This is a genomic window from Methylobacterium sp. E-025, from assembly GCF_022829705.1.
Classification (GTDB): domain Bacteria; phylum Pseudomonadota; class Alphaproteobacteria; order Rhizobiales; family Beijerinckiaceae; genus Methylobacterium.
In genome coordinates this window covers 1-26,988 of sequence record NZ_JAKSYR010000110.1, presented here as the reverse complement: position 1 = coordinate 26,988, position 26,988 = coordinate 1, and the positions used below count along the sequence as shown (strand labels likewise).

Here is a 26,988-nt window from a genome sequence, read left to right as displayed (position 1 = left end):
CCGACCGGCGGGACAATGTGCGTCGTAGGCGGATGGACGCCGCCGTCGCCAAGCTTGGACGCGACCCGTTGGTCGACCTGCACCGGCCGTGCGATCGAACGCGACGAAAACGGCCGGTGCTGGACGCCTCGGGGCGGGACGACGCCTGTCAGGGGTGGCTTCCCTCCCCCCGCACCCAAGTCGGGCCCGCCCGATTTGGGCACACACGGTGCGGATCTCGGGCAGGCCCGAGATCCGTCGGGGGGGGAGGGAGAGGCGCTTCCGCTTCGGTCGCGGCGCATGACGTCGGCTTGCTGAGCCGCCGGCTCGCATCCGATCCGGCGAAAACCGCGCCCTGTGCGCCACCTCACACCGGCCCCGATCACCGCGCTTGACGCAGACCATGATGGTCATCATGTCGGCTTATACATGATGATCATCATGTTCGAGCAGGAGAGATCGGCCATGTCCACCAAGCCCGCAGTTCTCGTCACCGGCGCCTCGTCCGGGATCGGTGCCACCTATGCCGACCGCTTCGCGCGGCGCGGCCACGACCTCGTGCTGGTCGCCCGCGACGGGCAGCGCCTCGAAGCCCTCGCCGACCGGCTGCGGCGCGAGGCCGGAATCGCCGTGGACGTGGTCCAGGCCGACCTCACCGTGGAGGCCGACCTCGCCCGCGTCGAGGCGCGCCTGCGTGAGGACGCGCGCATCGGCGTGCTCGTCAACAATGCCGGCGCGGCGGTGCTGGGGCCCTTCGTCGACCAGAATCCCGGTCCGCTCGCCGCCCTCATCACCCTCAACGTCACCGCGCTGACGCGGCTCGCCAACGCCGCGGCGCCGCGCTTCGTCCGGGCCGGCACCGGCGCGATCATCAACATCGGCTCGGTCGTCGGCCTCGCCCCGGAACTCGGCATGTCGGTGTACGGGGCGACCAAGGCCTTCGTGCTCTATCTCAGCCAGGGGCTGCATCTCGAGCTCGGGCCCAAGGGGGTGCACGTCCAGGCGGTGCTGCCGGCCGCCACCCGCACCGAGATCTGGGAGCGCTCCGGCGCCGACGTGAACACCCTCGACAACGTCATGGAGGTCGGCGAGCTGGTGGACGCCGCCCTCGTCGGCTTCGACCGGCGCGAGACCGTGACGATCCCGCCGCTGCCCGATGCCGGGCAGTGGAGCGCCTACGAGGCCGGGCGCCAGGCGATGCTGCCCAATCTCGGGCGGCCGCATGCGGCGGAGCGCTACCGCGCGGCCTGAGCCGCCGGCGGCTCAGGCCAGCGCGGCGGCGGCGAGCCCGGCCTCGGTCAGGTAGGGCCGGAACAGGCTCGCCACCTGGGCCGCGCCCCAATCCAGGTGCTCGCGCCGGACCTCGCCGAGGCCGCGGCGCGAGCGCAGGTAGTCGATCCAGTAGGTCGAGACGATCCAGGCGTTGACGATCAGGTGCTCGGTCTCCGCCGGGCCGGCCCTGAGCAGGCCCGCCGCCTTCATCCCGGCGAGCGCCTGTCGGACGTGGTCCTGGCCGGAATCGCTGACCGTCTTCAGCCGCGGCCGCAGGGCCGGCGCGAGCCGGAAGATCGTGCCGCCGTCGCGGTAGAAGAAGCGCCACTCCCACATCAGCGTGAACCAGCCGGCGAGGTAGGGGGCGTAGCGCGCCTCGCCCGCCTGCGTCGCGTAGGCCGTCGCCACCGCCTCGAGCCGTTGCTCGAAGGCCGAGAACAGCGCCTCCAGGATCTGCTCCTTGCGCTGGAAGTGATAGTAGAGATTGCCCTCGTTGATGCCGACCGCGGCGGCGATCTCGGCGGTGGTGACGGCGGCCGGACCGCGCTCGTTGAACAGGTCGCGGCAGGCCGCGAGCACGCGGTCGCGCGTGCCGGGCTTCGCGACGCGCGTCGCGCCGCTCCTGCCCGCGGCCCCGGCAGCGCCCTTCGGCAGATCCTTCGCGCGCGCCGCAGGGCCCATCCTCATCGCCCCGTCCTCATCGCCTCAGGCCCGCCGTCCGACTTGGCCGCCCCATCGATCCACCCGCACCCTGATCCGGCCTGCGATCCGCCGAGCGCGGGGCGCGCCCGGCACCATCACGTTTCGCGCCAGATGCATTTTACGGTGGTAGCCCGTTGACGTCTATAAGGTGTCCACCTTAAATCGGGGCGACGCGCGAAACCGCCGGAGCCCGACGCCATGAACGACGCCTCGCCCCCCACGAGTCCGCTTCGGGCGCCCGCCTCCGCCGCGGACGCCGCCCGGCATTTCGACGTGCTGGTCGTCGGCGCCGGGCTCTCCGGCATCGTCATGGGGCACTACCTGCAGACCGAGTGCCCGCGGAAGACCTACGCCATCCTGGAAAGCCGCGACGCGATCGGCGGCACCTGGGACCTGTTCCGCTATCCCGGCCTGCGCTCGGATTCCGACCTCTACACCTTCGGCTTCAGCTTCCGCCCCTGGCGCAGCGACCGGGCGATCGCCGACGGCGCCTCGATCCTGAGCTACGTCCGCGAGACCGCGCAGGCCGAGGGCATCGACCAAAAGATCCGCTTCGGCACCCGGGTGGTGCGGGCGGCCTGGGATTCGGCCGCCGCCCTGTGGACCCTCGACGCCGAGGTCGGCGAAGCCGCCGAGCCGGTGCGCTACACCTGCGCGGTCCTGTCGGTGTGCAGCGGCTACTACGCCTACGACCACGGCTACAGCCCGGACTTTCCCGGGCGCGAGCGCTTCGCCGGGCCGGTGGTGCACCCGCAGGCCTGGCCCGAGGACCTGTCCTGGGACGGCAAGCGCGTGGTGGTGATCGGCTCGGGCGCCACCGCGGTGACGCTGGTGCCGGCGATGGCCAAGACCGCGCAGCACGTCACGATGCTGCAGCGCTCGCCGACCTACATCGTCGCCCTGCCGAGCCGGGACAGGATCGCGCATTGGCTGCGCGAAAAGCTGCCGGCCGGCCTCGCCCACCGGCTGACGCGGGCGAAGAACGTCGCGCTCGGCATCTTCTTCTACCAGTTCGCGCGCAAGAAGCCGGCGGCGATGACCAAGCGCATCCTCGACGGCGTGCGCGCGCAGCTCGGCCCCGACTACGACGTCGCCAAGCACTTCACCCCGAGCTACAAGCCGTGGGACCAGCGCCTCTGCCTTGTGCCGGACGGCGACCTGTTCAAGGCGATCCGCTCCGGCGCCGCCTCGGTCGAGACCGACACGATCGCCAGCTTCACCGAGGACGGCGTCCGGCTCGCCTCCGGCAAGACGCTGCCGGCCGACATCGTCGTCACCGCCACGGGCCTCCGGATGAAGATGATCGGCGGGATGACGCTTTCCGTCGACGGCCGTGCGGTCGAGCCGGAGAACACGTTCCTGTACAAGGGCATGATGCTGTCGGGCGTGCCGAACTTCGCGGTGACGATCGGCTACACCAACGCCTCGTGGACCCTGAAGAGCGAGCTGACCGCGCGCTATCTTTGCCGGCTCATCAACCACATGGACGCCAACGGCTTCGCGCGCTGCGAGCCCCTGGCGGATACCGGCCGGCTCAACACCGAGCCGACCCTGCCGCTGACCTCCGGCTACGTCACCCGCGCCGCGCACCTGCTGCCGAAGCAGGCCGACACCAAGCCGTGGAAGCTGCACCAGAACTACATCCTCGACACCGCCGCCCTGAAGTTCGGCCGCCTCGACGACGGCACGATGCGGTTCTCGCGCCGCGAGACGGCCAAGCGCGCGGCGTGAGCCTCCCTTCCCTCCCCCCGACGGATCTCGGGCTTGCCCGAGATCCGCACCCTGTGTGCCCAAGTCGGGCAGGCCCGATTTGGGTGCGGGGGAGGGTGGGCCTCGCGTGAGCGAGGGTCGGGAGAGGGGAGCGACAGTGCCGGATGCGGCGCTCCCCTCTCCCGACCCGCTTCGCGGGCCACCCTCCCCCGCAGAGGGGGGAGGGGAAGTGGACCGCGCGTTTCATCCACCAAACATGCAGCGAGCCCCCATGCCGAACTGGAACCTCGAGAACCGCACGGCCCTGATCACCGGCGCGGCGAGCGGCATCGGCCGTGCGCTGGCGGTGGGGCTGGCCGCGCGCGGCTGCAACCTGGCGCTGGCCGACCGCAACGTCGCCGGGCTGGAGGAGACCGAGCGGCTGATCGCGACGAACCGGCTCCGCATCAGCCGCCACCCCCTCGACGTCGCCGACCGCGACGCCATCGCCGCGCTGCCGGCCACGGTCGAGGCGGCCCATGGCGGCCTCGACGTGCTGATCAACAATGCCGGCGTGGCGCTCGGCGGCACCTTCGAGGACGTGACGGAGGCCGATTTCGAATGGCTGTTCGAGATCAACTTCTGGGGCGTGGTGCGGATGACCCGCGCCTTCCTGCCGCTGCTGCGGGCGCAGCCCGAAGCGCGGATCGTCAACCTGTCGAGCCTCTACGGGCTGATCGCGCCGCCGGGCCAGACCGCCTATTCCGCGAGCAAGTTCGCGGTGCGCGGCTTCTCGCAGGCGCTGCGGCACGAGCTCGCCGGCACCGCGATCGGCGTCACCGTGGTGCATCCGGGCGGCGTCGCCACCTCGGTCGCCGACAGCGCCCGCCTGCCCGCGCACATGACCGCCGAGGAGGCCGCCCGCGGCCGGGCCGCCGCCAACAGGATGCTGAAGCTCGCCCCGGAGCGGGCGGCCGAGATCATCCTGGCGGCGGTGGAGCGCCGGCAGGGCCGGGTGCTCGTTGGCTCGGACGCCAAGCTGATCGCGCTGATCGAGCGCCTCGTGCCGGTCTCGTACTGGAACGTCATCCAGAAGCTGCTGCCGCGCGACCGCGCCGCGACCTGAGCGCGGATCGCCGCGGGCCACGGCGAAAGCCTTGCCGGCCGGCGCGCGCGGCACACCTCTTCCCGAACGGTCCCGGACCGAAGCGAAGTGGAGCGCGCCGATGGACCACCCGATCGCCGACCCGGCCCAGGCCGGTGCCGAGGAAGGCCTGCTCGGGCGCCCGCAGGTGCGGGTCGACGGCCCGGCCAAGGTGACGGGCCGGGCGCGCTACTCTTCCGACGTCGCCCTGCCGGGGCGCGCCCACGCCGCGCTCGTCACCAGCACGATCGTGCGCGGGCGCATCCGCGGCTTCGACCTGGCCGCCGCCGCGGCGACGCCGGGCTGCCTGCGGATCTTCACCCATCGCGACCTCGCCGGGCGGATCGCGCCGGTGAAGCACCTGATGGCCGGCGGCTACGCCAACAGCGCGCACCTGCCGCTCGGCTCGGACGAGGTCGCCTATGCCGGCCAGATCGTCGCCCTCGTCGTCGCCGAGACGCAGGGCGCGGCCGAGGAGGCCGCCGCCCGCGTCCGCGTCGCCTACGCGGAGGCGCCGTTCGCGGCCACCTTCGACGAGGCCGGCGCCGAGACCGTGCGGCTGGCCGACCTGAAGCCCGAGCACGCGGATCCGCGCCGGGGCGATGCCGACGCCGCGCTCGCCCGGGCCGATATGCGGATCGCGGCGCGCTACGAGACGCCGGTGCAGCACCACAACCCGATGGAGCTGTTCACCACCGCCTGCGCCTGGGACGGCGGCCGGCTCACCGTGCACGAGCCCTCGCGCTACGTCGGCGCGCTCCAGCACGGGCTCGCCGCGCAGCTCGGCATGGACCCGGCCGACATCCGCGTCGTGTCGGGGCCGATCGGCGGCCATTTCGGCTCGAAGCTTGCGCTGTCGCAGCACACGGCGCTGGTCGCCCTCGCCGCCCGCGACCTCGGCCGGCCGGTCGCGCTGGTGCCGACGCGGCGGCAGGGCTTCACCATCGCGAACCACCGCCCGGAGACGCGCCACGACCTCCGCCTGGGCGCCGACCGCACCGGGCGCTTCACCGCCCTGGTGCACGAGGCGGCGATGACGACCTCGCGCTTCGACGCCTTCGCGATGGAGGGCACCGACGTGACCGCGAGCCTCTACGCCTGCCCGGACATCCGCACCGACGAGCGCGCCGTGCGGGTCGACCGCAACACGCCCGGCCCGATGCGGGCGCCGCCCGAGGTGCCCTACCTGTTCGCCCTCGAGAGCGCGGTCGACGAGATGGCCTGGGCGCTCGGCCTCGACCCGATCGCGCTGCGCCGGCGCAACGACACGGTGACCGACCCGGTCTCGGGCAAGCCGTTCTCGTCGCGCCCGCTGATGGCCTGCTTCGATGCCGGCGCCGAGGCCTTCGGCTGGTCGCGCCGCATCCCCCGCCCCGGCGCGATGCGGGACGGGGCCTGGCGGGTCGGGCTCGGCTGCGCCACCTCGGTGCGGCCGGTGAAGATCGCCCCCGCGACGATGCGCGTCGCGCTTCGACCCGACGGCCGCGTCGCCGTCGAGACCGCGCACCACGAGATCGGCAACGGCATCACCACCCTGCTGGCGATGGCCGCGGCCGACGGGCTCGGCGTGCCGATCGCGGCGGTGACGGTGCGGCTCGGCGACACCGCGCTGCCCCCGGCCGGCATCTCGGGCGGCTCCTCGACCACGACGAGCCTGCTCAGCACCCTGGCGCTCGCCTGCGAGCAGCTGCGCGCGCGGCTGGCCGCCGCCTGCACCGCCGCCGGCGCGCCGCTGGCCGGCGCCGACCCCGCGCGCCTGCGCCTCGTCGGCCGACGGCTGGCGCGGGCCGACGGCGGCGGCATGGCGCTCGACGAGGCGGTCGCCCGGCTCGACCCCGCCGGGATCGAGACCCTGGCCGAGTTCGTCCCCGAGGGCGGCGGCGCGAAGAGCCTCGACGCGCTGCGGGCCGGCCACATCACCCTCAGCAGCGGCGGCGAGCACCTGTCCTGGGCCTTCGGCGCGCAGTTCGCCGAGGTCCGCGTCCACGCCGAGACCGGGGAGATCCGGGTTTCGCGCCTGCTCGGGGCGTTCGCGGCCGGGCGCATCCTCAACCCGCTGACCGCCCGCAGCCAGCTCGCCGGCGGCATGATCTGGGGCCTCGGCTCGGCCCTGCTGGAGGAGACCGTGCTCGACCGCGGCCACTACCGCAACGCGGATCTCGCCGAATACCTCGTCCCCACCGCGGCCGACACGCCCGAGATCGAGGTCCTGTTCGTCCCCGACGAGGACCGGAAGGTGAACCCGCTCGGCCTGAAAGGCTTGGGCGAGCTCGGCATCATCGGCGTCAACGCGGCGATCGCCAACGCGGTCTACCACGCCACCGGCCAGCGCCACCGCCGCCTGCCGATCCGCGGCGAGACCCTGGCGTGACGGGGCCCTAGCGGCCGCACGCTTGCGTTGCCGGCGGCCGCGACCGTAAGCCTCCGCCGGGCTTCAGCAACGGTGGGCGGCGTGACGGCACTCGCATTCGGGACGAACCGGTGATCCGCGCGATCCTCTCCGTCGGGGGCTGGACGCTGGTGTCGCGGGTCACGGGCTTCGGCCGCGACGTGGTGATGGCGGCGGTGATGGGGGCCGGGCCGATGGCCGACGCCTTCGTCGTCGCCTTCCGCCTGCCGAACCATTTCCGCGCGATCTTCGGCGAGGGCGCGTTCAACACCGCCTTCGTGCCGGCCTATGCCGGGCTGTCGGAGGCCGGCGCGGACGGCGCGGCGCAGCGCTTCGCCGACCGGATCTTCACGCTGATGCTGGCGGTGCAGATCGCGCTGCTGGCGCTCGCGCTGCCGCTGATGCCGTGGGTGGTGCGGGCGCTGGCGCCGGGCTTCTCGCAGGATCCGCAGCGCTTCGACCTCGCGGTGGCGCTCACCCGCATCACCTTCCCCTACCTGCTGTTCATGACGCTGGTGACGCTGCTCTCCGGCGTGCTCAACGCGCAGCGCCGCTTCGCCGTGGCGGCGGGCGCGCCGGTGCTGCTGAACCTCGCGATGCTGGCGGCGTTCGCGCTGGCCTTCCTGTTCCCCGACGCGGCGCACGCCGCCGCCTGGGGCGTCGCGGTCTCGGGCGTGCTGCAGTTCGGGCTGCTGTGGTGGGCCTGCCGGCGGGCCGGCGTCGCGCCGCGGCTCACCGCGCCGGCCGTCCGCGATCCGGCGATGCGCCGGTTCTTCACCGTGCTCGGGCCGGCGGTGATCGGCGCGGCCGGGTTCCAGATCGCGACGTTTGCCGACACCATCATCGCGAGCTGGCTGCCGACCGGCGCGGTCTCGGCCCTGTGGTACGCCGACCGGCTCTACCAGCTGCCCTTCGGCGTCATCGCCATCGCCGCCGGCACGGTGCTGCTGCCGGAGATGAGCCGGCGGATCGCGGCCGGCGACGTCGCCGGGGCGCACGCCGCCCAGAACCGCGCCGCCGGGTTCTCGCTCGCGCTCTCGGCCCCGTTCACGGTGGCCTTCCTGACGCTGCCCGGCCTGACCATGGCCGCCCTGTTCCAGCGCGGCGCCTTCTCGGCCGAGGATGCCGCGCGGGCCGCCTCGGTGCTGGCCGCCTACGGGCTGGCGCTGCCGGCGGTGGTGCTGGTGCGCTCGGCGGTGGCGAGCTTCTACAGCCGGCAGGACACGCGGACGCCGCTCTGGGCCTCGCTCACCGCCATCGCCGTCAACGTCGTGCTCAAGCTCTGGCTCACCGGCCCCTACGGCGTCGCCGGGCTCGCGCTCGCCACCGCGATCAGCCAGTGGGTCAACCTCGCGCTGCTCGTCGCCCTCGCCTGGCGCCGCGGCTGGACCGCGCCGGGGCGCACGCTCGGCCTCACGGTGCTCGGCGTCGCGCTCGCCTGCGCCGGCCTGGCGCTGGTGGCGGTCTACGGCCTGCCGCTGGCGGAATCCGTCGTGCCCGCCCTGCCGCGCGGCCGCGAGATCGCGGTGCTGGCGCTCCTCGGGATCGCCGGCGCGGCAATCTACGGCGCCCTGCTCGCGGGCCTGCTCCACCTGTTCGGGCTGCGCCTGCGACGCGCCTGAGATGGGGGGCGGTCGCGATCGCGGCAGTCTTGCAGCCCGGAAGATTGCACACCAGCAGTTGAGCTATCGTCCTCTATTTCACTCCTGGATTTAGATCTTCCAGGAAGCGAGGACAAACACCTGCGCGTGCTCGAATTCAGCGTCATTTAAGTCCTTCGCATTAGGATGACCTGAGTCGCACAATCCGAGGACCGTCCCATCATGCGGTTGACCATCAAGGCCGCGCTGATCGGCGTCATCGGCATCCTCACCGTCAGCATCGCCGGGCAGGGCCTGTTCGCCGCCTCCAAGCTGCGCGCCGTCAACGCCAGCGCGACCGAGATCGCGACGAACTGGCTGCCGAGCGTGCGCTGGATCGGCGAATTGAAATACGCCACCGCCCGCCTCCGCCTCGTCGACGCGCGCTACGTCCTGGCGGCCGAGCCGCCGGCGGAGCTCGACGCGGTCGGCGCCACCCGCCTCGCGGCGATCGCGAAGGCCGTGACGTCCTACGAGCCGCTGATCTCGAGCCCGGAGGAGGCCGCCCTGTGGGACGGCTTCAAGGGGCAGTGGGCCGCCTATCTCGACCTGCGCAGCCAGCTCGTCGCCGCCGCGCGGGACGGCGACAGGGCACGCATGGTCGCCGCCTTCGACCGCTCGCGGATGCCGTTGGACGCGGCCTTGAAGGTGCTCGACGCGGATTCCGCCCTGAACGACCGGGGCGGCGACGCCGCCTCCGCCGACGCCGCCCTCAGCTACGACTCCGCCCTGCGGCTCACGGTGGCGGTCTGCGCCGGCGCCCTGCTCTGCGCGCTCTGCGGCATCGCCTTCGTGATGCGCGGCATCGCCCGGCCGCTCGACCGCATCATCGCCGCGATGGGGCGGATCGCCGGGGGCGACGCCACCGTGGCGGTGCCCGGCCGGGGGCGCCGCGACGAGGTCGGCGCGATCGCCGCCGCGATCCAGGTGTTCAAGGACAACCTGATCCACGCCCGCACCCTCGAAGCGGAGAGCGAGGCGGCGCGGGCCGGCGCCGCGGTGCAGCGCGCCGCCGCGATGCGCGCCGTGGCCGACGGCTTCGAGCAAGCGGTCGGCGGGATCGTCGGCACGCTCGCCGCCTCCGCGACCGAGCTGCAGGCCACCGCCCGGACGATGACGGCGACCGCGACGGAGACCGCCGACCGATCCGCCACCGTGGCGGCGGCGGCCGAGGAGGCGGCCTCGAACGTCAACACCGTCGCGGCGGCCGCCGAGGAGCTCGGCGCGTCGGTGGCCGAGATCGGGCGCCAGGTCAGCGGCTCGGCCGACCTCGCCCAGGCCGCCGTGGCGCAGGCGGACGACACCGTCCGGCTCGTCGACGCCCTCAGCCGGGCGGCCGGGCGGATCGGCGACGTCGTCGGCCTGATCGCCGACATCGCCGGCCAGACCAACCTGCTCGCGCTCAACGCCACCATCGAGGCGGCGCGCGCCGGCGAGGCCGGCCGCGGCTTCGCGGTGGTGGCCTCCGAGGTCAAGGCGCTCGCCGCCCAGACCGGCCGGGCGACGGAGGAGATCGCGGGCCAGGTCACGCAGATCCAGGGCGCGACCGGCCAGGCGGTGGAGGCGATCGCCGCGATCACCCGCCGCATCCGCGACATCGACGCGATGGCGACGACGATCGCGGCGGCGGTGGAGGAGCAGGGCGCGGCGACCCGGGAGATCGTGCGCAACGTCGGCCAGGCGGCGACGGGGACCGGCGCGGTGACGAGCACCATCGCCGGCGTGGCGAGCGCGGCCGAGGAGACCGGCGCCGCCGCCGCCCAGGTCCTGACCTCGGCCGGTGCGCTGTCGCGCCAATCCGGGCACCTGGGCGCGGAGGTCGACCGCTTCCTCGCCACGGTGCGCGCCGCCTGACGGCGTCAGGCCTTGCGCGACGGGCCGGCTACTCGTCCGGGTGCACCGCCGGCGACAGGTCGATCGGCAGGCGCGGGCCCTTCAGCTCGGCATCGCTCGGCAGCGCGCGCGCGTCCCAGCCGCCGCCGAGCGCCCGGATCAGGCCGACGGCGGTGGTGAAGCGGGCGAGCCGCACCTGCAGCGCCGCGACCTCGTTGTTGAGCTGCAGCGCCTGGGCGGTGACGACGGTGGTGAAGTTCTGGGTGCCGGCGCGGTACTCGTTCAGGGTGATCTCGACGGCGCGGCGGGCCAGCGTCACGGCCTCGTCCTGCGCCACCTGCTGGCGGGCGAGGATGCGCACGCCGACGAGGCCGTTCTCCACGTCGGCGAAGGCGGCGAGCACGGTCTGGCGGTAGTTCGCCACCGCCGCGTCGTAGGCCGCCCGCGCGGCGGTGATCGCGGCCGAGCGCGCGCCGCCGTCGAACAGCACCTCGCTGCCGGCCGCCGACACCGCCCAGACCTGGTTGGCCGCCGAGAGCAGGCCGTTGCTGGTGAGCCCCGAGATCCCGCCCGAGGCCGAGAGCGTCACGGTCGGATAGAGCGCGGCCACCGCGACGCCGATCTGCTCGCTCTGCGCCTGGACGGTGCGCTCGGCCTGGGCCACGTCCGGGCGGCGCTCGAGCAGGGCGGCGGGGATGCCGACCGGCACCGCGGGCGGCACCAGCGCCAGCGGCGCCACCGGCAGCGACAGCTCCGAGGGCGGGCGGCCGACGAGCGTGGCGATCGCGTTCTCGAACTGGGCGCGGGTGAGGGTCGCGGCGATCGCCGAGGCCTGGGTGGTCTGCACCTGCGTCTGCGCGGTGATCACGTCCGAGCGCGCGGCGACGCCGGCATTGTACTGGTTCTCGGTGATCGCCACCGTGCGCTTGAAGTTCTCGACGTTGGCGTTGAGCACCCGCACCAGCGAATCGGCGTAGCGCAGCGACAGGTAGTTGTTGGCCACCTCGGCCTGGATGGTCAGGCGCGTCAGCGCCAGCGTCGCGGCGTCGGCCTGGGCCAGGGCCGCCTCGGTCTCGATGGTCCGGCGGATGCGGCCGAACAGGTCGAGCTCCCAGCTCGCCTGCCCCTGGATCGACACGGAGGTGCGCTCGGAGCCCAGCGTGCGCGAGCGGGTGATGCTCGGGGCGCCGATGACCGTCGGGTAGAGCGCGGCCTGGGCCGACTCGACGATCGCCCGCGCCTGCCGGTAGTTCGCCACGGATTGGCGCAGGCTCTGGTTGTCGACGTCGACGAGGCGGATCAGCCGGTCGAGCGCCGGGTCCTTGAACACCCGCCACCAGTCGCCGCGCTCGGCCGCGTCGTTGGGGAGGCCGGGGCGCCAGTTCTTCCGCGACGCGACGAAGGCGACCGAATCCTCGCGGGCGCCGCCCTGCTTGAACGCCAGCGGCGTCTCGACGGACGGGCGCGCGTAGTCTGGGCCGACGACGCAGGCCGACAGGGCGGTGGTGAGGGCGACGAGACCGCCCGTTCTCAGGACATGGCGCCAAGCTGGGTGCGCATCCCCTCTCCCCGCGCGCGGGGAGAGGGGGGTGCGCCGACCCCGTCCTGCATCGATCGAAACCGCATCATTCCCCCGCCGGCAGGGCCGCTGCGCCGCCGCGGCGGCGGGCGTTCACCCGGTGCCGGAGGCGGTCGAGGCAGAGGTAGACGACGGGGGTGGTGTACAGGGTCAGGATCTGGCTCACGATCAGGCCGCCGGCGATGGCGATGCCGAGCGGGCGGCGGAGCTCGGAGCCCTCGCCGCCGCCGAAGATCAGCGGCGCCGCGCCGAGCAGCGCCGCCAGCGTTGTCATCATGATCGGCCGGAAGCGCAAGAGGCAGGCCTCGAAGATCGCGTCGCGGGGGCTGGCGCCGCGCGTCCGCTCCGCGTCGAGGGCGAAGTCGATCATCATGATGGCGTTCTTCTTGACGATGCCGATCAGCAGGAACACCGCGATCAGCGCGACGATCGTGAACTCGGTGCCGGTCACCAGCAGCGCCAGCAGCGCGCCGATGCCCGCCGACGGCAGCGTCGAGAGGATCGTGACCGGGTGCACGAAGCTCTCGTACAGGATCCCGAGGATGGCGTAGACGGCCAGGATCGCGGCCAGGATCAGCAGCGGCTGGCGCGAGGCCGAGGCGACGTAGTTCTTGGCCGCGCCCGCATACTCGCCGTGGATGGTGGCCGGCAGGCGCAGCTCCGCCATCGCCTTGTCGATCGCGACGGTGGCGTCCGACAGGCTCTTGCCGGGGCTGAGGTTGAAAGAGATCGTGGTCGCCACGAACAGGCCCTGGTGGCTCACCTGCACCGGGGCGTTGCCGGTCTCGACCCGGGTGAAGGCCGAGAGCGGCACCATGGTCTCGACCGCGGACGAGACCGGCGCGCTCGAGGAGGCGCTGCCCTTCGAGGCGGCGATGGCGTTGGCGGCCGCGTTCCGGGCCGAATCCGACGCGACCGCGGCGGCGTTGGTGCTGGCGTCGGCCGCGGCGGTGGTCGAGGGGACGGCGCCGGCGGGCGCCGCCGCCACCGTGCCGGCGACCGCGTTGGTGGTGGCCGAGCCGCGCGCCTTGCCGCCGGAGGTCGAGACGTAGAGCTGCTTGAGGGTCTCGGGGTTCTCCAGGTAGCGCGGCGCGATCTCCATCACGACGTGGTACTGGTTGAGCGGGTTGTAGATCGTCGAGACCTGGCGCTGGCCGAAGGCGTCGTAGAGGGTGTTGTCGATCTTGTCGGGCGTGATGCCGTAGCGGAAGGCGGTGGCGCGATCGATCACCAGCCGGCTCTCCAGCCCGCCCTCCTGCTGGTCGGAGGTGACGTCGGCGAAGGTCGGGTCCTTCTGCAGCGCCTGCACCAGCTTCGGCGCCGCCGCGTAGAGCTCGGCCGCGGTGTCGCCCTGCAGGGTGTACTGGTACTGGGCGAAGCTCTGGCGCCCGCCCATCTGCAGGTCCTGGCGCGGGAAGACGTAGAGCCGGGCGCCGGCCACCTGCGAGAGCTTGGGCCGCAGCCGGTTCGACACCTCGCCGATCGAGGCGCGCTCGCCCACCGGCTTGAGCCCGACGAAGACGTTGGCCGAGTTGGTGCCGCGCCCGCCGGTGAAGCCGACGACGCTGTCCACCGCCGGGTCGGCCTGCACGATCGCGGCGGCCTCCTTGAGCTTCTTCTCCATCGACTGGAACGAGATGCGCTGGTCGGCCTGGATGCCGCCCATCATCTGGCCGGTGTCCTGCTCGGGGAAGAAGCCCTTCGGCACGATGACGTAGAGGTAGACGTTGAGCCCGACCGTCGCGGCGAGCACCAGCAGCACGAGGCGCGGGTGCCCGAGCGCGACGCGCAGGGTGCGCTCGTAGGCGTTCAGCGTGCCGGTGAAGGCGCCCTCCAGCCCGCGGATCAGGATGTTGGGGCGCCTGCCCGCGCCGTGCGCCTCGGGGCGCAGGAAGCGCGCGCACATCATCGGCGTGGTGGTGAGCGAGAGCACGAGCGAGATCAGGATCGCCAGCGACAGGGTCACGGCGAATTCCTGGAAGATCCGCCCGATCAGGCCGCCCATCAGCAGGATCGGCAGGAACACCGCGATCAGCGACAGGCTCATCGAGATCACGGTGAAGCCGACCTCGCGGGCGCCGACCAGGGCCGCCTCGATGCGGGACTTGCCCATCTCAATGTGGCGCTGGACGTTCTCGAGCACGACGATGGCGTCGTCCACGACGAAGCCGGTGCCGATGATCAGCGCCATCAGCGACAGGATGTTGAGCGAGTAGCCGAGCAGGTACATCACCGAGAAGGTGCCGACGATCGAGATCGGCACCGCCACCGCCGGGATCAGCGTGGCGCGCCCCGAGCGCAGGAACGCGAACACCACGAGGATGACGAGGCCCACCGCGATCAGCAGCGTCTCCTCGGTGGCGGCCAGCGACGCCCGGATCGTCGCGCTGCGGTCGCCGGTGAGCTTCACGTCGATGCCGCCGGGCAGCGCCGAGACGATCTGCGGCAGCGCCGCCTTCACCCCGTTGATCGTGTCGACGACGTTCGAGCCCGGCTGCTTGTAGACGAACAGCAGCACGCCCTGCTTGCCGTTGACCACGCCGAGGTTGCGCCGGTCCTCGACCGAGTCGATCACCTCGCCGACGTCGGTGAGCTTCACCGCCGCGCCGTTGCGGTAGGCGACGACGAGGTCGCGGTAATCCTCCGCCTTGCGGCCCTGGTCGTTGGCGTAGAGCTGGAAGCGCCGGTCGCCCGCCTCGATCGCGCCCTTGGGCGAGTTGGCGTTGGCCGACGCCAGCCCCGCGCGGATGCCCTCCAGGCCGATGCCGTAGTGGAACAGGGCGGTCGGATCGAGCTCGACGCGCACCGCCGGCAGCGACGAGCCGCCGATGTCGACGTTGCCGACGCCGGGCAGCTGCGACAGCTTCTGCTGCACCACCGTGGCGCCGGCATCGTAGAGCTGGCCGGGGGTCAGGGTGTCCGAGGTCATGCCGAGGATGACGATCGGCGAGTCGGCCGGGTTGAACTTGCGGTAGGTCGGGTTCTGGCGCAGCGCGGTGGGCAGGTCGGCCCGCGCGGCGTTGATCGCCGCCTGCACGTCGCGCGCGGCCCCGTCGATGTCGCGGCTGAGGCCGAACAGCAGCACGATCCGCACGGTGCCGGTGGAGCTCGTCGAGGACATCTCGTTGACGTCGGCGATGCTGCCGAGCCGCCGCTCCAGCGGCGCCGCCACCGTCACCGCCATGGTCTCGGGGCTGGCCCCCGGCATCTGCGCCTGGACCAGGATGACCGGAAAATCCACCTGCGGCAGCGGCGCCACCGGCAGCTTCAGGAACGCGAAGAGGCCGGCGAGCAGCACGCCGACGGTCAGCAGCGTCGTCGCCACCGGGCGCCGGATGAAGGGCTCGGAGATGTTCATGGGCGAAAGCCCATAGGCGTCACGGCGCGGGTCCCCTCTCCCCGCACGCGGGGAGAGGCCCGGCTGCACCCCGTCGTGCTGCCGGGAAGCGCAGGCGAAGCCGCAGCGAGGGTGAGGGGACGCGAACGGACGAGGCTCCGCCGTCGAAGCCCCCTCACCCTCGGCTGCCGCCTCGCCGCGACGACGACGAGGTCGTCGCGGCCCTGTGCCCGCAGGCGGGGCGAGGGGATGCGAGGCGCTGTCGCGATCTTCCTCACGGCAGCGCCTCGCCTGCAGGCAGGTCCGGCTCGGGTTCGCGGCGGCCGGTGATGCGGCGCTCGAGGCGGTCGAAGAACAGGTAGATCACCGGGGTCGTGAACAGCGTCAGCACCTGGGAGACGATGAGGCCGCCGGCGATGACGATGCCGAGCGGCTGGCGCAGCTCCGAGCCGACGCCGGTGCCGACGATCAGCGGGACCGCGGCGAACAACGCGGCCAGGGTCGTCATCAGGATCGGGCGGAAGCGCAGCAGGCAGGCCTCGTAGATCGCGTCGCGCGGGGACATCCCGTCCTCGCGCTCGGCCTGGAGCGCGAAGTCGATCATCATGATCGCGTTCTTCTTCACGATGCCGATCAGCAGCACGATGCCGATGATCGCGATGATGTCGAGCGAGAGCCCGAACAGCATCAATCCGAGCAGCGCGCCGATTCCCGCGGACGGGAGCGTCGACAGGATGGTGATCGGGTGGATGAAGCTCTCGTAGAGGACGCCCAGAACGATGTAGACGGTGACGATCGCCGCCAGCACCAGGAACAGCTCGTTCGAGAGCGCCGACTGGAAGGCGAAGACCGACCCCTGCGGCACCACGCGGAAGCTCGGCGGCAGGTCGATGCTTTTCCGCGCCTCCTCCACCGCGTCCACCGCCTGGCCGAGCGCGGCGCCCGGCGCGAGGTTGAACGACACGGTGGTGGCCGGGAACTGGCCGAGATGCGAGATCAGCAGCGGCGCCCGGCGCTCGTCGATCCGCGCCACCGCCGAGAGCGGCACCTGCCCGCTCGATGCGGTGGAGGAGGGCAGGTAGATCGCGTCGAGGCTGGCGATGGTCCTGTGCAGGTCGGGGTCGGCCTCGAGGATCACCCGGTACTGGTTCGACTGGGTGAAGATCGTCGAGATGATGCGCTGGCCGAACGCGTCGTAGAGCGCGTTGTCGATCGTCGCCGGCGTGATGCCGTAGCGCCCGGCCGTCGGCCGGTCGATCGTGACGTAGGCGGCCAGGCCCTGGCCCTGGTGGTCGCTGGCGACGTCGGCCACCACCGGCGACCGCGACAGCGCGTCGGTGAAGCGCGGCACCCAGGTCTCGAAATCCTCGAGGTTCGGCGTCTCCAGGATCACCTGGTACTGCGTCGCCGACACCGCGGTGTCGATCGTCAGGTCCTGCACCGGCTGCATGTAGAGGCGCAGGCCCGCGACGTCGGCGGTGGCCGCCTGGATGCGGCGGATGATGGCGCCGGCCCGCTCGGCCCGCTCGGCCTGGGGCTTCAGGTTGATCAGGAACCTGCCCGAGTTCAGCGTCACGTTCTGGCCGTCGACGCCGATGAACGAGGACAGGTTGGCGACGTCCGGGTCCTTGAGGATGATCGCGGCGATGCGCTGCTGGCGCTCGGCCATCGCGGCGTAGGACAGGGTCTGGTCGCCCTGCGTGATCCCCTGGATCACGCCGGTGTCCTGCACCGGGAAGAACCCCTTCGGGATCGTCACGAACAGGGTCGCGGTGAGCGCGATGGTGGCGAGCGTGACCAGCAGCGTCAGGCCCTGGTGGTCGAGCACCACCCGCAGCGCCCGGCCGTAGGCCGCGATGGTGCCCTCGGTGGCGCGCCGGCCCATCCGCCCGAGCACGCCCTCGCGGCGGCGGGTCTCGGCAAGGGACGCGGGAGATTGGGGCACGTGCTTGAGCAGGCGCGCGCACAGCATCGGCACCAGCGTCAGCGAGACCACCGCCGAGATGATGATCGTGGCCGCCAGCGTGATCGCGAACTCGTGGAACAGGCGCCCGACCACGTCGCCCATGAACAGCAGCGGGATCAGCACCGCGATCAGCGAGACGGTGAGCGAGATGATGGTGAAGCCGATCTCGCGGCTGCCCTTGAGCGCGGCCTCGAGCGGGGAATCGCCGTCCTCGACGTGGCGGGCGATGTTCTCGATCACCACGATCGCGTCGTCGACGACGAAGCCGGTGGCGATGGTCAGCGCCATCAGCGACAGGTTGTCGAGGGAGAAGCCGTAGAGGTCCATCACCGAGAGCGCGCCGATCAGCGACAGCGGCACCGACAGGCTCGGGATCAGCGTGGCGGAGACGCTGCGCAGGAACAGGAAGATCACCAGCACGACGAGCGCGATGGCGAGCCCGAGCTCGAACTGCACGTCCTCGACCGAGGCGCGGATCGTCACCGTGCGGTCGGTGAGCAGGCTCACCTGGATCGCGCCCGGCAGCGTGCCCTGGAGCTGCGGCAGCAGCGCCTTGATCTTGTCGACGGTGGCGATGACGTTGGCGCCGGGCTGGCGCTGGATGTTGAGGATGATCGCCGGCGTCTCGTCGGCCCAGGCGCCGAGCTTGGTGTTCTCCGGCCCCTGCACCACGTCGGCCACGTCCGACATCTTCACCGGGGCGCCGTTCTTGTAGGCGATGATCGCGTCGTCGTAGGCCTTCGGGTCCTGGATCTGGTCGTTGGCGTTGATCGCGTAGCTCTGCTTCGGGCCGTCGATGGTGCCCTTCGGCGTGTTGACGTTGAGGTTGGTGATCGTGGTGCGCAGGTCGTCGATGTTCAGCCCGTAGGCGGCGAGCGCCCGGGCGTTGAACCGCACCCGCACCGCCGGCCGCTGGCCGCCGGAGATGCTGACGAGGCCGACGCCGGCCACCTGGGAGATCTTCTGGGCGAGCCGCGTCTCGGCGAGATCCCGCACCTGCGTCAGCGGCAGGGTCTTGGAGGTGAGCGCGAGCGTGATCACCGGCGCGTCGGCCGGGTTGACCTTGGCGTAGATCGGCGGCGCCGGCAGGTCGGACGGCAGCAGGTTGCCGGCGGCGTTGATCGCCGCCTGGACCTGCTGCTCGGCGATGTCGAGCGGCAGGTCGAGGTTGAACTGCAAGGTCACGACCGAAGCGCCGGCCGAGGATTGCGAGGTCATCTGGTTGAGGTTGGCGAGCTGCCCGAACTGCCGCTCCAGCGGCGCGGTCACGGCCGAGGTCATCACCTCCGGGCTGGCGCCGGGATAGAACGTCTGCACCTGGATCGTCGGGTAGTCGACCGAGGGCAGCGCCGAGACCGGCAGGTTCAGGTACGACACCCCGCCGACGATCAGGATCGCCAGCATCAGGAGCGTGGTCGCGACCGGGCGCAGGATGAAGAGGCGGGACGGGTTCATGCCGGGGGCCCCCCGAGCTCACGCCGGCCCTTCCCTCCCCCCTCCGCGGGGGAGGGTGGCTCCTGCGTCGGCAGGGGTCGGGAGAGGGGAGCGACGATGCCGAGTGAGGCGAAGCCGTCGTGCGCATCGGCTTCGAGGCCGGTCCTTCGTTCGGATACGGCGCTCCCCTCTCCCCCCCTGCTGCGCAGGGTACCCTCCCCCGCAGAGGGGGGAGGGAGGCGCGTATCCTGGAAACCCGCGCTCACGGCTGCTGCCGCCGGCGGCCGCGCTTCTGTCCGGCCTCTTGGGCGCCGCCGGCGTCGGCGGCGGGGGTGACCTTCTGGCCGTCGACGCCCTCCGTGATCCGCACCGGGGCGCCGTCGCGCAGGCGGTCGGTGCCGTCGGTGACGACGCGGTCGCCGGCCTGGAGGCCGGAGAGCACCACCGTCCGCGTGCCGTCGGTCTCGCCGGTCTTGATCGGGCGGACCGAGACCTTCGCGTCGCCGTCCATCAGGTAGACGTAGGTGCCGGGCGTGCCCTGCAGGATCGCGCCGTTGGGGACCAGCGCCGCGTTCGCCACCGTGTCGACGGTGAGCTTGGCGTTGACGAACTGATTCGGGAACAGCTCCTCGTCCTTGTTGTCGAACAGGGCGCGCAGCTTCACCGTGCCGGTGGTGACGTCGATCTGGTTGTCGACCGTGTCGAGGGTGCCGGTGGCGATCTCGTGGGCGTCGCCCCGGTCGTAGGCGCGGACCGCGAGCTTGGCGCCGGCGCGCACCCGGCGCATCACCCGGGAGACGTCGTCCTCGGGCAGGGTGAACACCACCGAGATCGGATGGAGCTGGGTGACGACGACGATGTTGGTCGAGGCCGCGGTGATGTAGTTGCCCTGGTCGACCTGGCGCAGGCCGACCCGGCCCTCCACCGGCGAGATGATGCGCGCGTAGGCGATGTTCAGCCGCTGCTGGTCGACGAGGGCCTGGTCGGAGGCGACCGTGCCCTCGTTCTGCTTCACCAGCGCGCCCTGGGTGTCGACGTTCTGCTTCGAGATCGAATCCTGCTGGGCGAGGCGCTGGAAGCGGGCCAGGTCCAGCTTCGAGTTCTGCAGCAGCGCCTGGTCGCGGGCGAGCTGGCCCTGGTACTGGGCGAGCAGCGCCTCGTAGGGCCGCGCGTCGATCTGGGCGAGGTAGTCGCCCTTCTTCACGGTCTGGCCCTCGCGGAACCCGATGTCGGTGAGGTAGCCGCTGATCTGCGATTTCACGGTGACGGTGGCCAGCGGCGTGACGGTGCCGAGCCCCTGGAGCACCACCGGGATGTCGCCGGTGACGATCTGCGCGATGCCGACCGCCTGCGGCACGTCCATGCCGCCGCGCTTGCCGCGGCCGCGGCCGCCCTTGCCCTGGGTCTCACCGGGGCCGCCCGCGACCTGCGTGCGCCCGTCGTACCAGCGGTGGGCCACCGCGCCGGCCGCCAGCAGCGCCAGGAGCAGCAGCATCCAGCGGAAGGGGCGGAACCGGCGCGTCTTGCCGGGCGACGCGACCGGGTCCGGCTGGAACGCGCGCGCCGTGTCCGTGCGGATGGGTGAGCTCTCGTTCATGACTGATTAGACCACGTTCCGGACGCCGCCGCGCCCGTGTCGCGCCCTATCCTCTCGCTGTTTTCGTCCGCGGGCCGACCGTTCGTCGGCCCGGGGAGCGAATCCGACACCCTGGCCCCGGCCGCCTGTACGGCATCCGAACGGACCGTGCCCTGCGGCACCCGCGCCGGGCGCGGCTCGGGTCCGGGTGCGCCCGCTCGGCATCCCTGCGCCGCAGCCATCGCCCGCCAATGCGTCGTCAGTACGGCACCGATGTTTCGGTGCTGTTGCTGGCCCGTCAGGGCCGCTCCAGCGCGCGGTAGTACCGCACCACGTCGCGGTAGGATTCGTCGACCGGCGCCACCGGGACCGCGCGCCGCAGTCCGAGGCCGAGGGCGCCGACGGCGAAGGCGAGCGCGAGGGCGCGGCGGGGGGACATGGCGGGCTCCGGCGATCCGTGACGGCAGGCGGACGAGGCCATAACGCGAAAAGGCCCGCCAACGAATTGGCGGGCCTCGCGACGACCGGTCCGGCGCCAGGTCAGGAACGGAACGAGGGGGCGGAGTTCCGCGCCCACCGGCGCCGCACCGGCCGTGTTCCCGAAAGCTATCTCACGGCTGATGAATGTCAACATTCGTCAGCCGTGAGGCCTGGCAGCAATCGCTGGTGGCGTGCGCTCCCGCACGTTTCGCGCGGGATCGGCGCCATGGTATCACCCCGCCGATGTCCGCCCCCCGCTTCGCATGAACCCGGTCCTTTCCGGCCTCCCGACCACGGTGTTCGAGACGATGTCGCGGCTCGCCCGCGAGCACGGGGCGATCAATCTCGGGCAGGGGTTCCCCGACGACCCGGGCCCCGCCGACATGCGCGAGCGCGGCGCGCGGGCGCTCGTCGAGGGCTCGAACCAGTACCCGCCGATGATGGGGCTGCCGTCCCTGCGCGCGGCGGTGGCGGCGCATTACGCCCGGCACCAGGGGCTCGCCCTCGATCCCGAGACCGAGGTGATGGTGACCTCGGGCGCGATGGAGGCGCTCGCCGGCGCGCTGCTGGCGCTGATCGAGCCGGGCGACGAGGTCGTGCTGTTCGCGCCGATGTACGACGCCTACCTGCCGCTGGTGCTGCGCGCCGGCGGCGTGCCGCGGATCGTGACCCTGACGCCGCCCGCCTTCGGCCTCGACGAGGCCGCGCTCGCCGCCGCCTTCTCGCCGCGCACCAAGGTGGTGCTGCTGAACGACCCGCTGAACCCGAGCGCGACCCGGCTCGGCGCCGACGACCTCGCGCGGCTGGCCGCGTTCTGCCGCCGCCACGACGCGATCGCGCTGTGCGACGAGGTCTGGGAGCACGTGGTGTTCGACGGCGCCCGCCACGTCCCGCTGATGAGCCTGCCCGGCATGCGGGCGCGCACGGTGAAGATCGGCTCGGCCGGCAAGATCTTCTCGCTCACCGGCTGGAAGGTCGGGTTCGTGATGGCCGACGCGGCGCTGATGCGGACGCTCGCCAAGGCGCACCAGTTCCTCACCTTCACCACGCCGCCGAACCTGCAGGAGGCGGTGGCCTACGGGCTGGCGAAGGACGATGCCTACTTCACCGGGATGCGCGCCGGCTACGCCCGCTCGCGCGACCGGCTCGCCGGCGGCCTCGCCGATCTCGGCTTCACGGTGCTGCCGGCGCAGGCGACGTGGTTCCTCAACCTCGACATCGCCGATCTCGGCCACGCCGACGACGTCGCCTTCTGCGAGGCGCTGGTGCGCGAGCATCGCGTCGCGGCGATTCCCGTGAGCGCGTTCTACCCGGACCGGGCCGTGCGCACGCTCGTGCGGCTCTGCTTCGCCAAGGCCGACGCGACGCTGGATGCGGCGCTGGACCGGCTCTCGGGCGTGCGGCGGGCGGCATCGTGAGCGGGTTTCGGCTTTGGGATGAAACGCCCATCCCCTCTCCCCGCACGCGGGGAGAGGCCCGTTCGCACCCCGTCGTGCGGCCGGGAAGCGCAGGCGAAGCGGCGGTGAGGGGGCGGTGCCGTGGGAGGCTCGCCGGTCGAAGCCCCCTCACCGTCGGCTGCCGCCTCGCCGCGACGACGACGGGGTCGTCGCGGCCCTCTCCCCACAGGCGGGGCGAGGGGATGCGCGGGTACCGGGCGCGCGTTCCGATGCGGCGGGAGCTCCTGTGGCCGGGGGCCTTGCTCCAGGGGCCATTGCTCCAAGGGCCATCACTCCAGGGGCCATGCGTCCGTCCGCCGAGCGCCGACGACGCCCCCCGCCTTGCCGGGGCAGCCCCGCGGCGCCACATCCCGGGCCATGGCCACCCTCGCTCACCGGTTTCCGCCGATGGATCCCTCGCAGACCTTCTCCCAAAGCTGGCGCGCGGGCACGACGCTGCGCATCGGCGACCAGAGCCGGGAGGCGACGCTCGCCCGGCTCGAGGCGCTGGCGCACCTGCTCGATTCCGCCTTCCTGATCCCCGGCCTCAACCGGCGGGTCGGGCTCGAGGCGGTGATCGGCCTCGTGCCGATCGTCGGCGACATCGCCGGCATGGTGATCTCGTCCTACATCGTCGCGGAGGCGCGCCGCCTCGGGGCGCCGCGCTGGCTGATCGCGCGGATGGCCTTGAACGTCGCCTTCGACGGCGCGATCGGCATCGTGCCCCTGGCCGGCGACCTGTTCGACGCCGCCTTCAAGGCCAACCGCCGCAACGTCCGCCTGCTGCGCCGCTGGATGGAACGCAGCGGCGGGCTGCGCCCCAACGAGATCGACGGCACCGCCGTGCGGATCGACGGCTGAGGGTTCCCAGGGCACGCGGTTCCCGTCCCCTCCCCCCTCTGCGGGGGAGGGCGGGCCTCGCGTCAGCGCGGGTCGGGAGAGGGGAGCGACCTCTCCGGATGCGGCGCTCCCCTTTCCCCCCCTGCTGCGCAGGGTCCCCTGCCCCGCACCCCAGTCGGGCCTGCCCGACTGGGGCACACGGGATGCGGATCTCGGGCAAGCCCGAGATCCGTCGGGGGGAGGGAAATCGCGCGCACCCTACGACCCACTTCGCGCCCCACTTGCGGAGCAGCCCGCGATGAACGAGATCGCCCGGCCCCCTGAGGGCGACGCCGTGCCCGCGCCGATGCCCGGGGCGCAGCCGATCGTGCTGCGGCCGAGCGAGGGCCTGCCCGAGGCGCGGCCGCTCGCGCCCCGCCGCGGCGGGCTGTCGCCGCTCAACCGGCGCCGGCTCGAGAACTTCCGTCGCAACCGGCTCGGCTACGTCTCGTTCCTGATCTTCCTGGCGCTGTTCGTCGTCAGCCTGTTCGCCGAGATCCTGGCCAACGACCGGCCGATCGTCGCCTCCTACAAGGGCGAGTGGCTGTTCCCGGTGCTGATCGACTACCCGGAGGAGAAGTTCGGCGGCTTCCTGGCGCGGACCGACTACCGCACCCCCGAGATCGCCAGGGAGATCGCCGAGAACGGCTGGGCGATCTGGCCGCCGATCCCGTTCTCCTACGACACCATCAACGACGGGCTGCCGACGCCCTCGCCCTCGCCGCCGACCTGGATGCTCACCGACGCGCAGTGCCACGCCGCCGAGACGGTGCCGGGGAAGGGCTGCGCCAGCATTCCCTGGCACTGGCTCGGCACCGACAACACCACGCGCGACGTGCTCGCCCGCGTGATCTACGGCTTCCGCATCTCGGTGCTGTTCGGGCTGATCCTGGCCGCCGTCTCCTCGCTGATCGGCGTGGTCGCCGGCGCGGTGCAGGGCTATTTCGGCGGCTGGGTCGACCTGTCGTTCCAGCGCTTCATCGAGGTCTGGGGCGGCATCCCGACCCTCTACCTGATCATCATCATCTCGGCCTTCATCGCGCCGGGCTTCTTCGTGCTGCTCGGGATCATGCTGCTGTTCTCGTGGGTGGCGCTGGTCAGCGTGGTGCGCGCCGAGTTCCTGCGCGCCCGCAACTTCGAGTACGTGCGGGCGGCCCGCGCGCTCGGCCTGTCGAACGTCCGCATCATGACGGTGCACCTGCTGCCCAACGCCATGGTGGCGACGCTGACCTTCCTGCCGTTCATCCTCAACGGCTCGATCACCACCCTGACCTCGCTCGACTTCCTCGGCTTCGGCCTGCCGCCCGGCTCGCCCTCGCTCGGCGAGCTGCTGGCCCAGGGCAAGGACAACCTCACCGCGCCCTGGCTCGGCCTGTCCGGCTTCCTGGTGATCGCCGTGATGCTGAGCCTGCTGGTCTTCGCCGGCGAGGCGGTGCGCGACGCGTTCGATCCGCGCAAGACCTTCCGCTGAGCAAGACCTTCCGCTGAGCGAACCCTGCCGCCGAGCAAGACCTTCCGCCGAGCGAACCCTGCCGCCGAGCGAACCCTGCCGCCGAGCGCGCCTGTCCGCACCGCAAGACTGTCCGTCGGCACCGGCGTCGCGCGAAGCGACTGTGTCCCGGAGATGCGCCCGCCGGCCGCGCGCCGCGAATGCCTCGCGCGAGGACCGGGCCGGCCCTCGGATGCTTGACGCCTGAGGTTCGAGCACCGTCGGCGCGGCGGGATCCTCCGGCCCGAGGCATCCGTTCCCACGCCCGGCCGCGAGAACATCATCGCGATACTTAGTATGTCTATACCGGTACGCGTGAATTCAAAATATCCCAGGCCATTGATCTTGGTGCGACACTTTTATCCACCATTGCGCAGACCTCCGGTTTGGACATAAAGCCGTCACCCGGGCCGGCGGTCGCGCAAGACGCATCCGTCCAGCATTTGGCCCGCCCGCCCCGCCCGCGCGCGGGCGCTGTAACGGGTTCGGGCAACAGCGGAATCCCGCCCTCCGCAGTTGCAGAGATTTCGCGCGGCGCTGAGCACTGCATTGCTGCGGATGCCGGGTCGGTTGCACGGATAGCGCCGAAGCACGGCAGGCAAGATCCACACTTGTTCGTGTGTTGAGCACCGATAACCGCTCCGACATCCTTGCTTTCTCTGCCAAACATCATAATTCCTGCGGGTGGGGACCCATCAAGGAACAGGCAAGGAACGGACGTATGTCTGAAACTACACCGTCGGCACAGACCAGCAACGAGTATATCGAGCGGACCGTCGACGTCGTCGCGGCCTACGTGTCGAACAACTCCGTGCCGATCACGGAACTGCCGACGCTCATCGCCAGCATTCACGAGGCGCTGAACAACGTCGGCTCCGGAACGACCCCCGTCGCGGCCGAGACGGTCGAGAAGCCCAGCCCCGCGCAGATCCGCAAGTCGATCCGCCCCGACGGGCTGGTCAGCTTCATCGACGGCAAGTCCTACAAGACGCTGAAGCGCCACCTGACCAAGCACGGCCTCGACCCGCACAGCTACCGCGACCGCTACGGTCTGCCGGCCGACTATCCCACCACCTCGGCGAACTATTCGGCCCAGCGCTCGGCGCTCGCCAAGAGCCTCGGCCTCGGCCAGCCCGGCCGCTCGACCCCCGCCGAGGCCCCCGAGGAGGTCGAGGAGGCGGCGCCCGCGCCCGCCCGCCGCGGCCGCAAGGCTGCGACCTCCGCCGTGAAGGGCAGCCAGTCCCGCAAGGCCGACGCCGCCTGAGGCCGAGGCGGCCTCGCGCCCGCTCCGGCACGATCCGAGCCCCATCGGCAGACCCGGTCTCGCCGGAGACCTGCGTGCCGTCGGGCAGGTCGTGCCGGACGGGCGGATCGCGCCTCCCTCCGCTCCCTCTGCCTCCGCTCCCCTGCGGCGCCCGACGACCGGCCCACGCCGCTCGCGCCGGCATTCGCCGGACGCGTGAGCGGGAAAGGTGCGGCGTGGCGAGCGAACCGACACCGCACGCGCGCCGCGATCCGGCGCGGCGTGCGGTGTCGTTTGCGAAGACCGTTCTCTCGAAGGATCGGCGGCGTCAGAGCGCGGCGCGCTGCCCGAGCAGCCGGGCCCGCGCCCGCGCGACCAGGGCGGCGCGGGCCTGCTCGGCATCGTCGGCATCGAGCAGCGGCGAGGCGGCGAGGGCGGCGAGGTAGGCCCGCTCGGGCGCGCGGCAGGCGCCGATCGCCGCGTCGGCCGCCAGGAGCCGGCTTCCGATCGCGGCGCGCAGACCGAAATGCCGGTCGAGGCAGCCGTGCCAGGAGGCGTAGCGCGTCCCGGCCTCGCCGGCCCGCGCCGGCAGCACGGCGGCGAGCGCGACGAGCAGGCCCGCGGCGAGCAACGATTTCGCGATGGAACGGAACATCATGGGCGTCGGGGTGGGCGGCTCCGATCCCGGAGCGTCGCGCCGACGCGGTGAAGGTTTCGTCAACGCCCCGACTGAGAGGCCATCCCGTTTCGGGACGTCGCCGCCGATCTCAGCGGTTGGCGGTGGTGACCGGGGAGGTGACGCCGCCGAGGGAGACCCAGGCGACGGCGTCCTGGCTCTCGCGCTTGATGAAGGTGTAGCCGGTGCGGTGCCAGGGCAGGATCTGGCTGGTCTTGTTGTCGAGCACCAGGTCGCCGCGGTCG

18 protein-coding genes are annotated in these 26,988 nt (G+C 72.3%); 10 read left to right on the top strand and 8 right to left on the bottom strand.

The genetic code is table 11. The features are described from left to right. Window positions 1-444: 444 nt before the first annotated feature. Window positions 445-1,230 (top strand): SDR family NAD(P)-dependent oxidoreductase, encoded by a 786-nt coding sequence (locus MKK64_RS15560; protein ID WP_187274982.1) that lies wholly within the window; start codon window positions 445-447, stop codon window positions 1,228-1,230. Window positions 1,231-1,242: 12 nt separating this feature from the next. Here the strand turns inward: MKK64_RS15560 and MKK64_RS15555 are convergent, their stop codons facing one another. Further along, window positions 1,243-1,938, bottom strand: a complete 696-nt coding sequence (locus tag MKK64_RS15555; RefSeq protein WP_243935799.1) for a TetR/AcrR family transcriptional regulator — start codon at window positions 1,936-1,938, stop codon at window positions 1,243-1,245. Window positions 1,939-2,151: 213 nt separating this feature from the next. Here MKK64_RS15555 and MKK64_RS15550 point away from each other — a divergent pair, with 213 nt between their 5' ends. The 5 genes from MKK64_RS15550 (at window position 2,152) to MKK64_RS15530 (ending at window position 10,669) form a co-directional block, all read left to right on the top strand. Next, entirely contained in the window at window positions 2,152-3,684 is a 1,533-nt protein-coding gene (locus MKK64_RS15550; RefSeq protein WP_279593212.1) for an NAD(P)/FAD-dependent oxidoreductase, read from the top strand. Window positions 3,685-3,934: 250 nt separating this feature from the next. Beyond that, on the top strand, window positions 3,935-4,768 hold the full coding sequence (locus MKK64_RS15545) for an SDR family NAD(P)-dependent oxidoreductase (RefSeq protein WP_243935797.1): 834 nt from the start codon (window positions 3,935-3,937) through the stop codon (window positions 4,766-4,768). Window positions 4,769-4,868: 100 nt separating this feature from the next. Next, the gene (locus tag MKK64_RS15540; RefSeq protein WP_243935796.1) at window positions 4,869-7,157 is read left to right on the top strand and encodes a xanthine dehydrogenase family protein molybdopterin-binding subunit; all 2,289 of its coding nucleotides are present in this window, start codon (window positions 4,869-4,871) and stop codon (window positions 7,155-7,157) included. 110 nt (window positions 7,158-7,267) lie between these two features. After that, window positions 7,268-8,797 carry a murein biosynthesis integral membrane protein MurJ gene (gene murJ / locus MKK64_RS15535; protein WP_243935795.1) on the top strand — a complete coding sequence of 510 codons (1,530 nt, stop codon included), beginning with the start codon at window positions 7,268-7,270 and terminating at the stop codon, window positions 8,795-8,797. 201 nt (window positions 8,798-8,998) lie between these two features. Beyond that, window positions 8,999-10,669, top strand: a complete 1,671-nt coding sequence (locus MKK64_RS15530; protein ID WP_243935794.1) for a methyl-accepting chemotaxis protein — start codon at window positions 8,999-9,001, stop codon at window positions 10,667-10,669. Between the two features lie 28 nt (window positions 10,670-10,697). Here MKK64_RS15530 and MKK64_RS15525 read toward each other — a convergent pair whose 3' ends face one another. The 5 genes from MKK64_RS15525 to MKK64_RS15505 all read right to left on the bottom strand — a co-directional run bounded on the left by MKK64_RS15525 (window position 10,698) and on the right by MKK64_RS15505 (window position 20,979). After that, window positions 10,698-12,182 carry an efflux transporter outer membrane subunit gene (locus tag MKK64_RS15525; protein ID WP_147863002.1) on the bottom strand — a complete coding sequence of 495 codons (1,485 nt, stop codon included), beginning with the start codon at window positions 12,180-12,182 and terminating at the stop codon, window positions 10,698-10,700. A gap of 91 nt (window positions 12,183-12,273) precedes the next feature. Further along, the gene (locus tag MKK64_RS15520) at window positions 12,274-15,585 is read right to left on the bottom strand and encodes an efflux RND transporter permease subunit (RefSeq protein ID WP_147842999.1); all 3,312 of its coding nucleotides are present in this window, start codon (window positions 15,583-15,585) and stop codon (window positions 12,274-12,276) included. A 253-nt stretch (window positions 15,586-15,838) separates the two neighbouring features. Beyond that, the gene (locus tag MKK64_RS15515; protein WP_243935793.1) at window positions 15,839-18,985 is read right to left on the bottom strand and encodes an MdtB/MuxB family multidrug efflux RND transporter permease subunit; all 3,147 of its coding nucleotides are present in this window, start codon (window positions 18,983-18,985) and stop codon (window positions 15,839-15,841) included. Window positions 18,986-19,226: 241 nt separating this feature from the next. Beyond that, entirely contained in the window at window positions 19,227-20,561 is a 1,335-nt protein-coding gene (locus MKK64_RS15510; protein ID WP_243935792.1) for an MdtA/MuxA family multidrug efflux RND transporter periplasmic adaptor subunit, read from the bottom strand. A gap of 277 nt (window positions 20,562-20,838) precedes the next feature. Further along, window positions 20,839-20,979 carry a hypothetical protein gene (locus tag MKK64_RS15505; RefSeq protein WP_243935791.1) on the bottom strand — a complete coding sequence of 47 codons (141 nt, stop codon included), beginning with the start codon at window positions 20,977-20,979 and terminating at the stop codon, window positions 20,839-20,841. Window positions 20,980-21,283: 304 nt separating this feature from the next. Here MKK64_RS15505 and MKK64_RS15500 point away from each other — a divergent pair, with 304 nt between their 5' ends. From MKK64_RS15500 to MKK64_RS15485, 4 genes are all read left to right on the top strand, one after another. Next, window positions 21,284-22,438, top strand: coding sequence for an aminotransferase (locus MKK64_RS15500; RefSeq protein WP_243935790.1), 1,155 nt, complete (start codon window positions 21,284-21,286; stop codon window positions 22,436-22,438). A 426-nt stretch (window positions 22,439-22,864) separates the two neighbouring features. Then, on the top strand, window positions 22,865-23,317 hold the full coding sequence (locus MKK64_RS15495; RefSeq protein WP_147729523.1) for a DUF4112 domain-containing protein: 453 nt from the start codon (window positions 22,865-22,867) through the stop codon (window positions 23,315-23,317). Window positions 23,318-23,594: 277 nt separating this feature from the next. Then, on the top strand, window positions 23,595-24,806 hold the full coding sequence (locus MKK64_RS15490) for an ABC transporter permease (protein ID WP_243935788.1): 1,212 nt from the start codon (window positions 23,595-23,597) through the stop codon (window positions 24,804-24,806). 739 nt (window positions 24,807-25,545) lie between these two features. After that, a complete protein-coding gene (locus MKK64_RS15485; RefSeq protein ID WP_147860436.1) occupies window positions 25,546-26,088 on the top strand; it encodes a MucR family transcriptional regulator in 543 nt (180 codons plus the stop codon). A 307-nt stretch (window positions 26,089-26,395) separates the two neighbouring features. On the opposite strand, the gene MKK64_RS15480 is transcribed toward MKK64_RS15485, so the two are convergent. Continuing rightward, complete coding sequence (locus tag MKK64_RS15480) at window positions 26,396-26,725, bottom strand: hypothetical protein (RefSeq protein ID WP_243935786.1); 330 nt, start codon at window positions 26,723-26,725, stop codon at window positions 26,396-26,398. A 109-nt stretch (window positions 26,726-26,834) separates the two neighbouring features. After that, window positions 26,835-26,988, bottom strand: a 154-nt coding sequence (locus tag MKK64_RS15475) for a transglutaminase-like cysteine peptidase (protein WP_243932335.1), incomplete at its 5' end; no start/stop codon positions are given.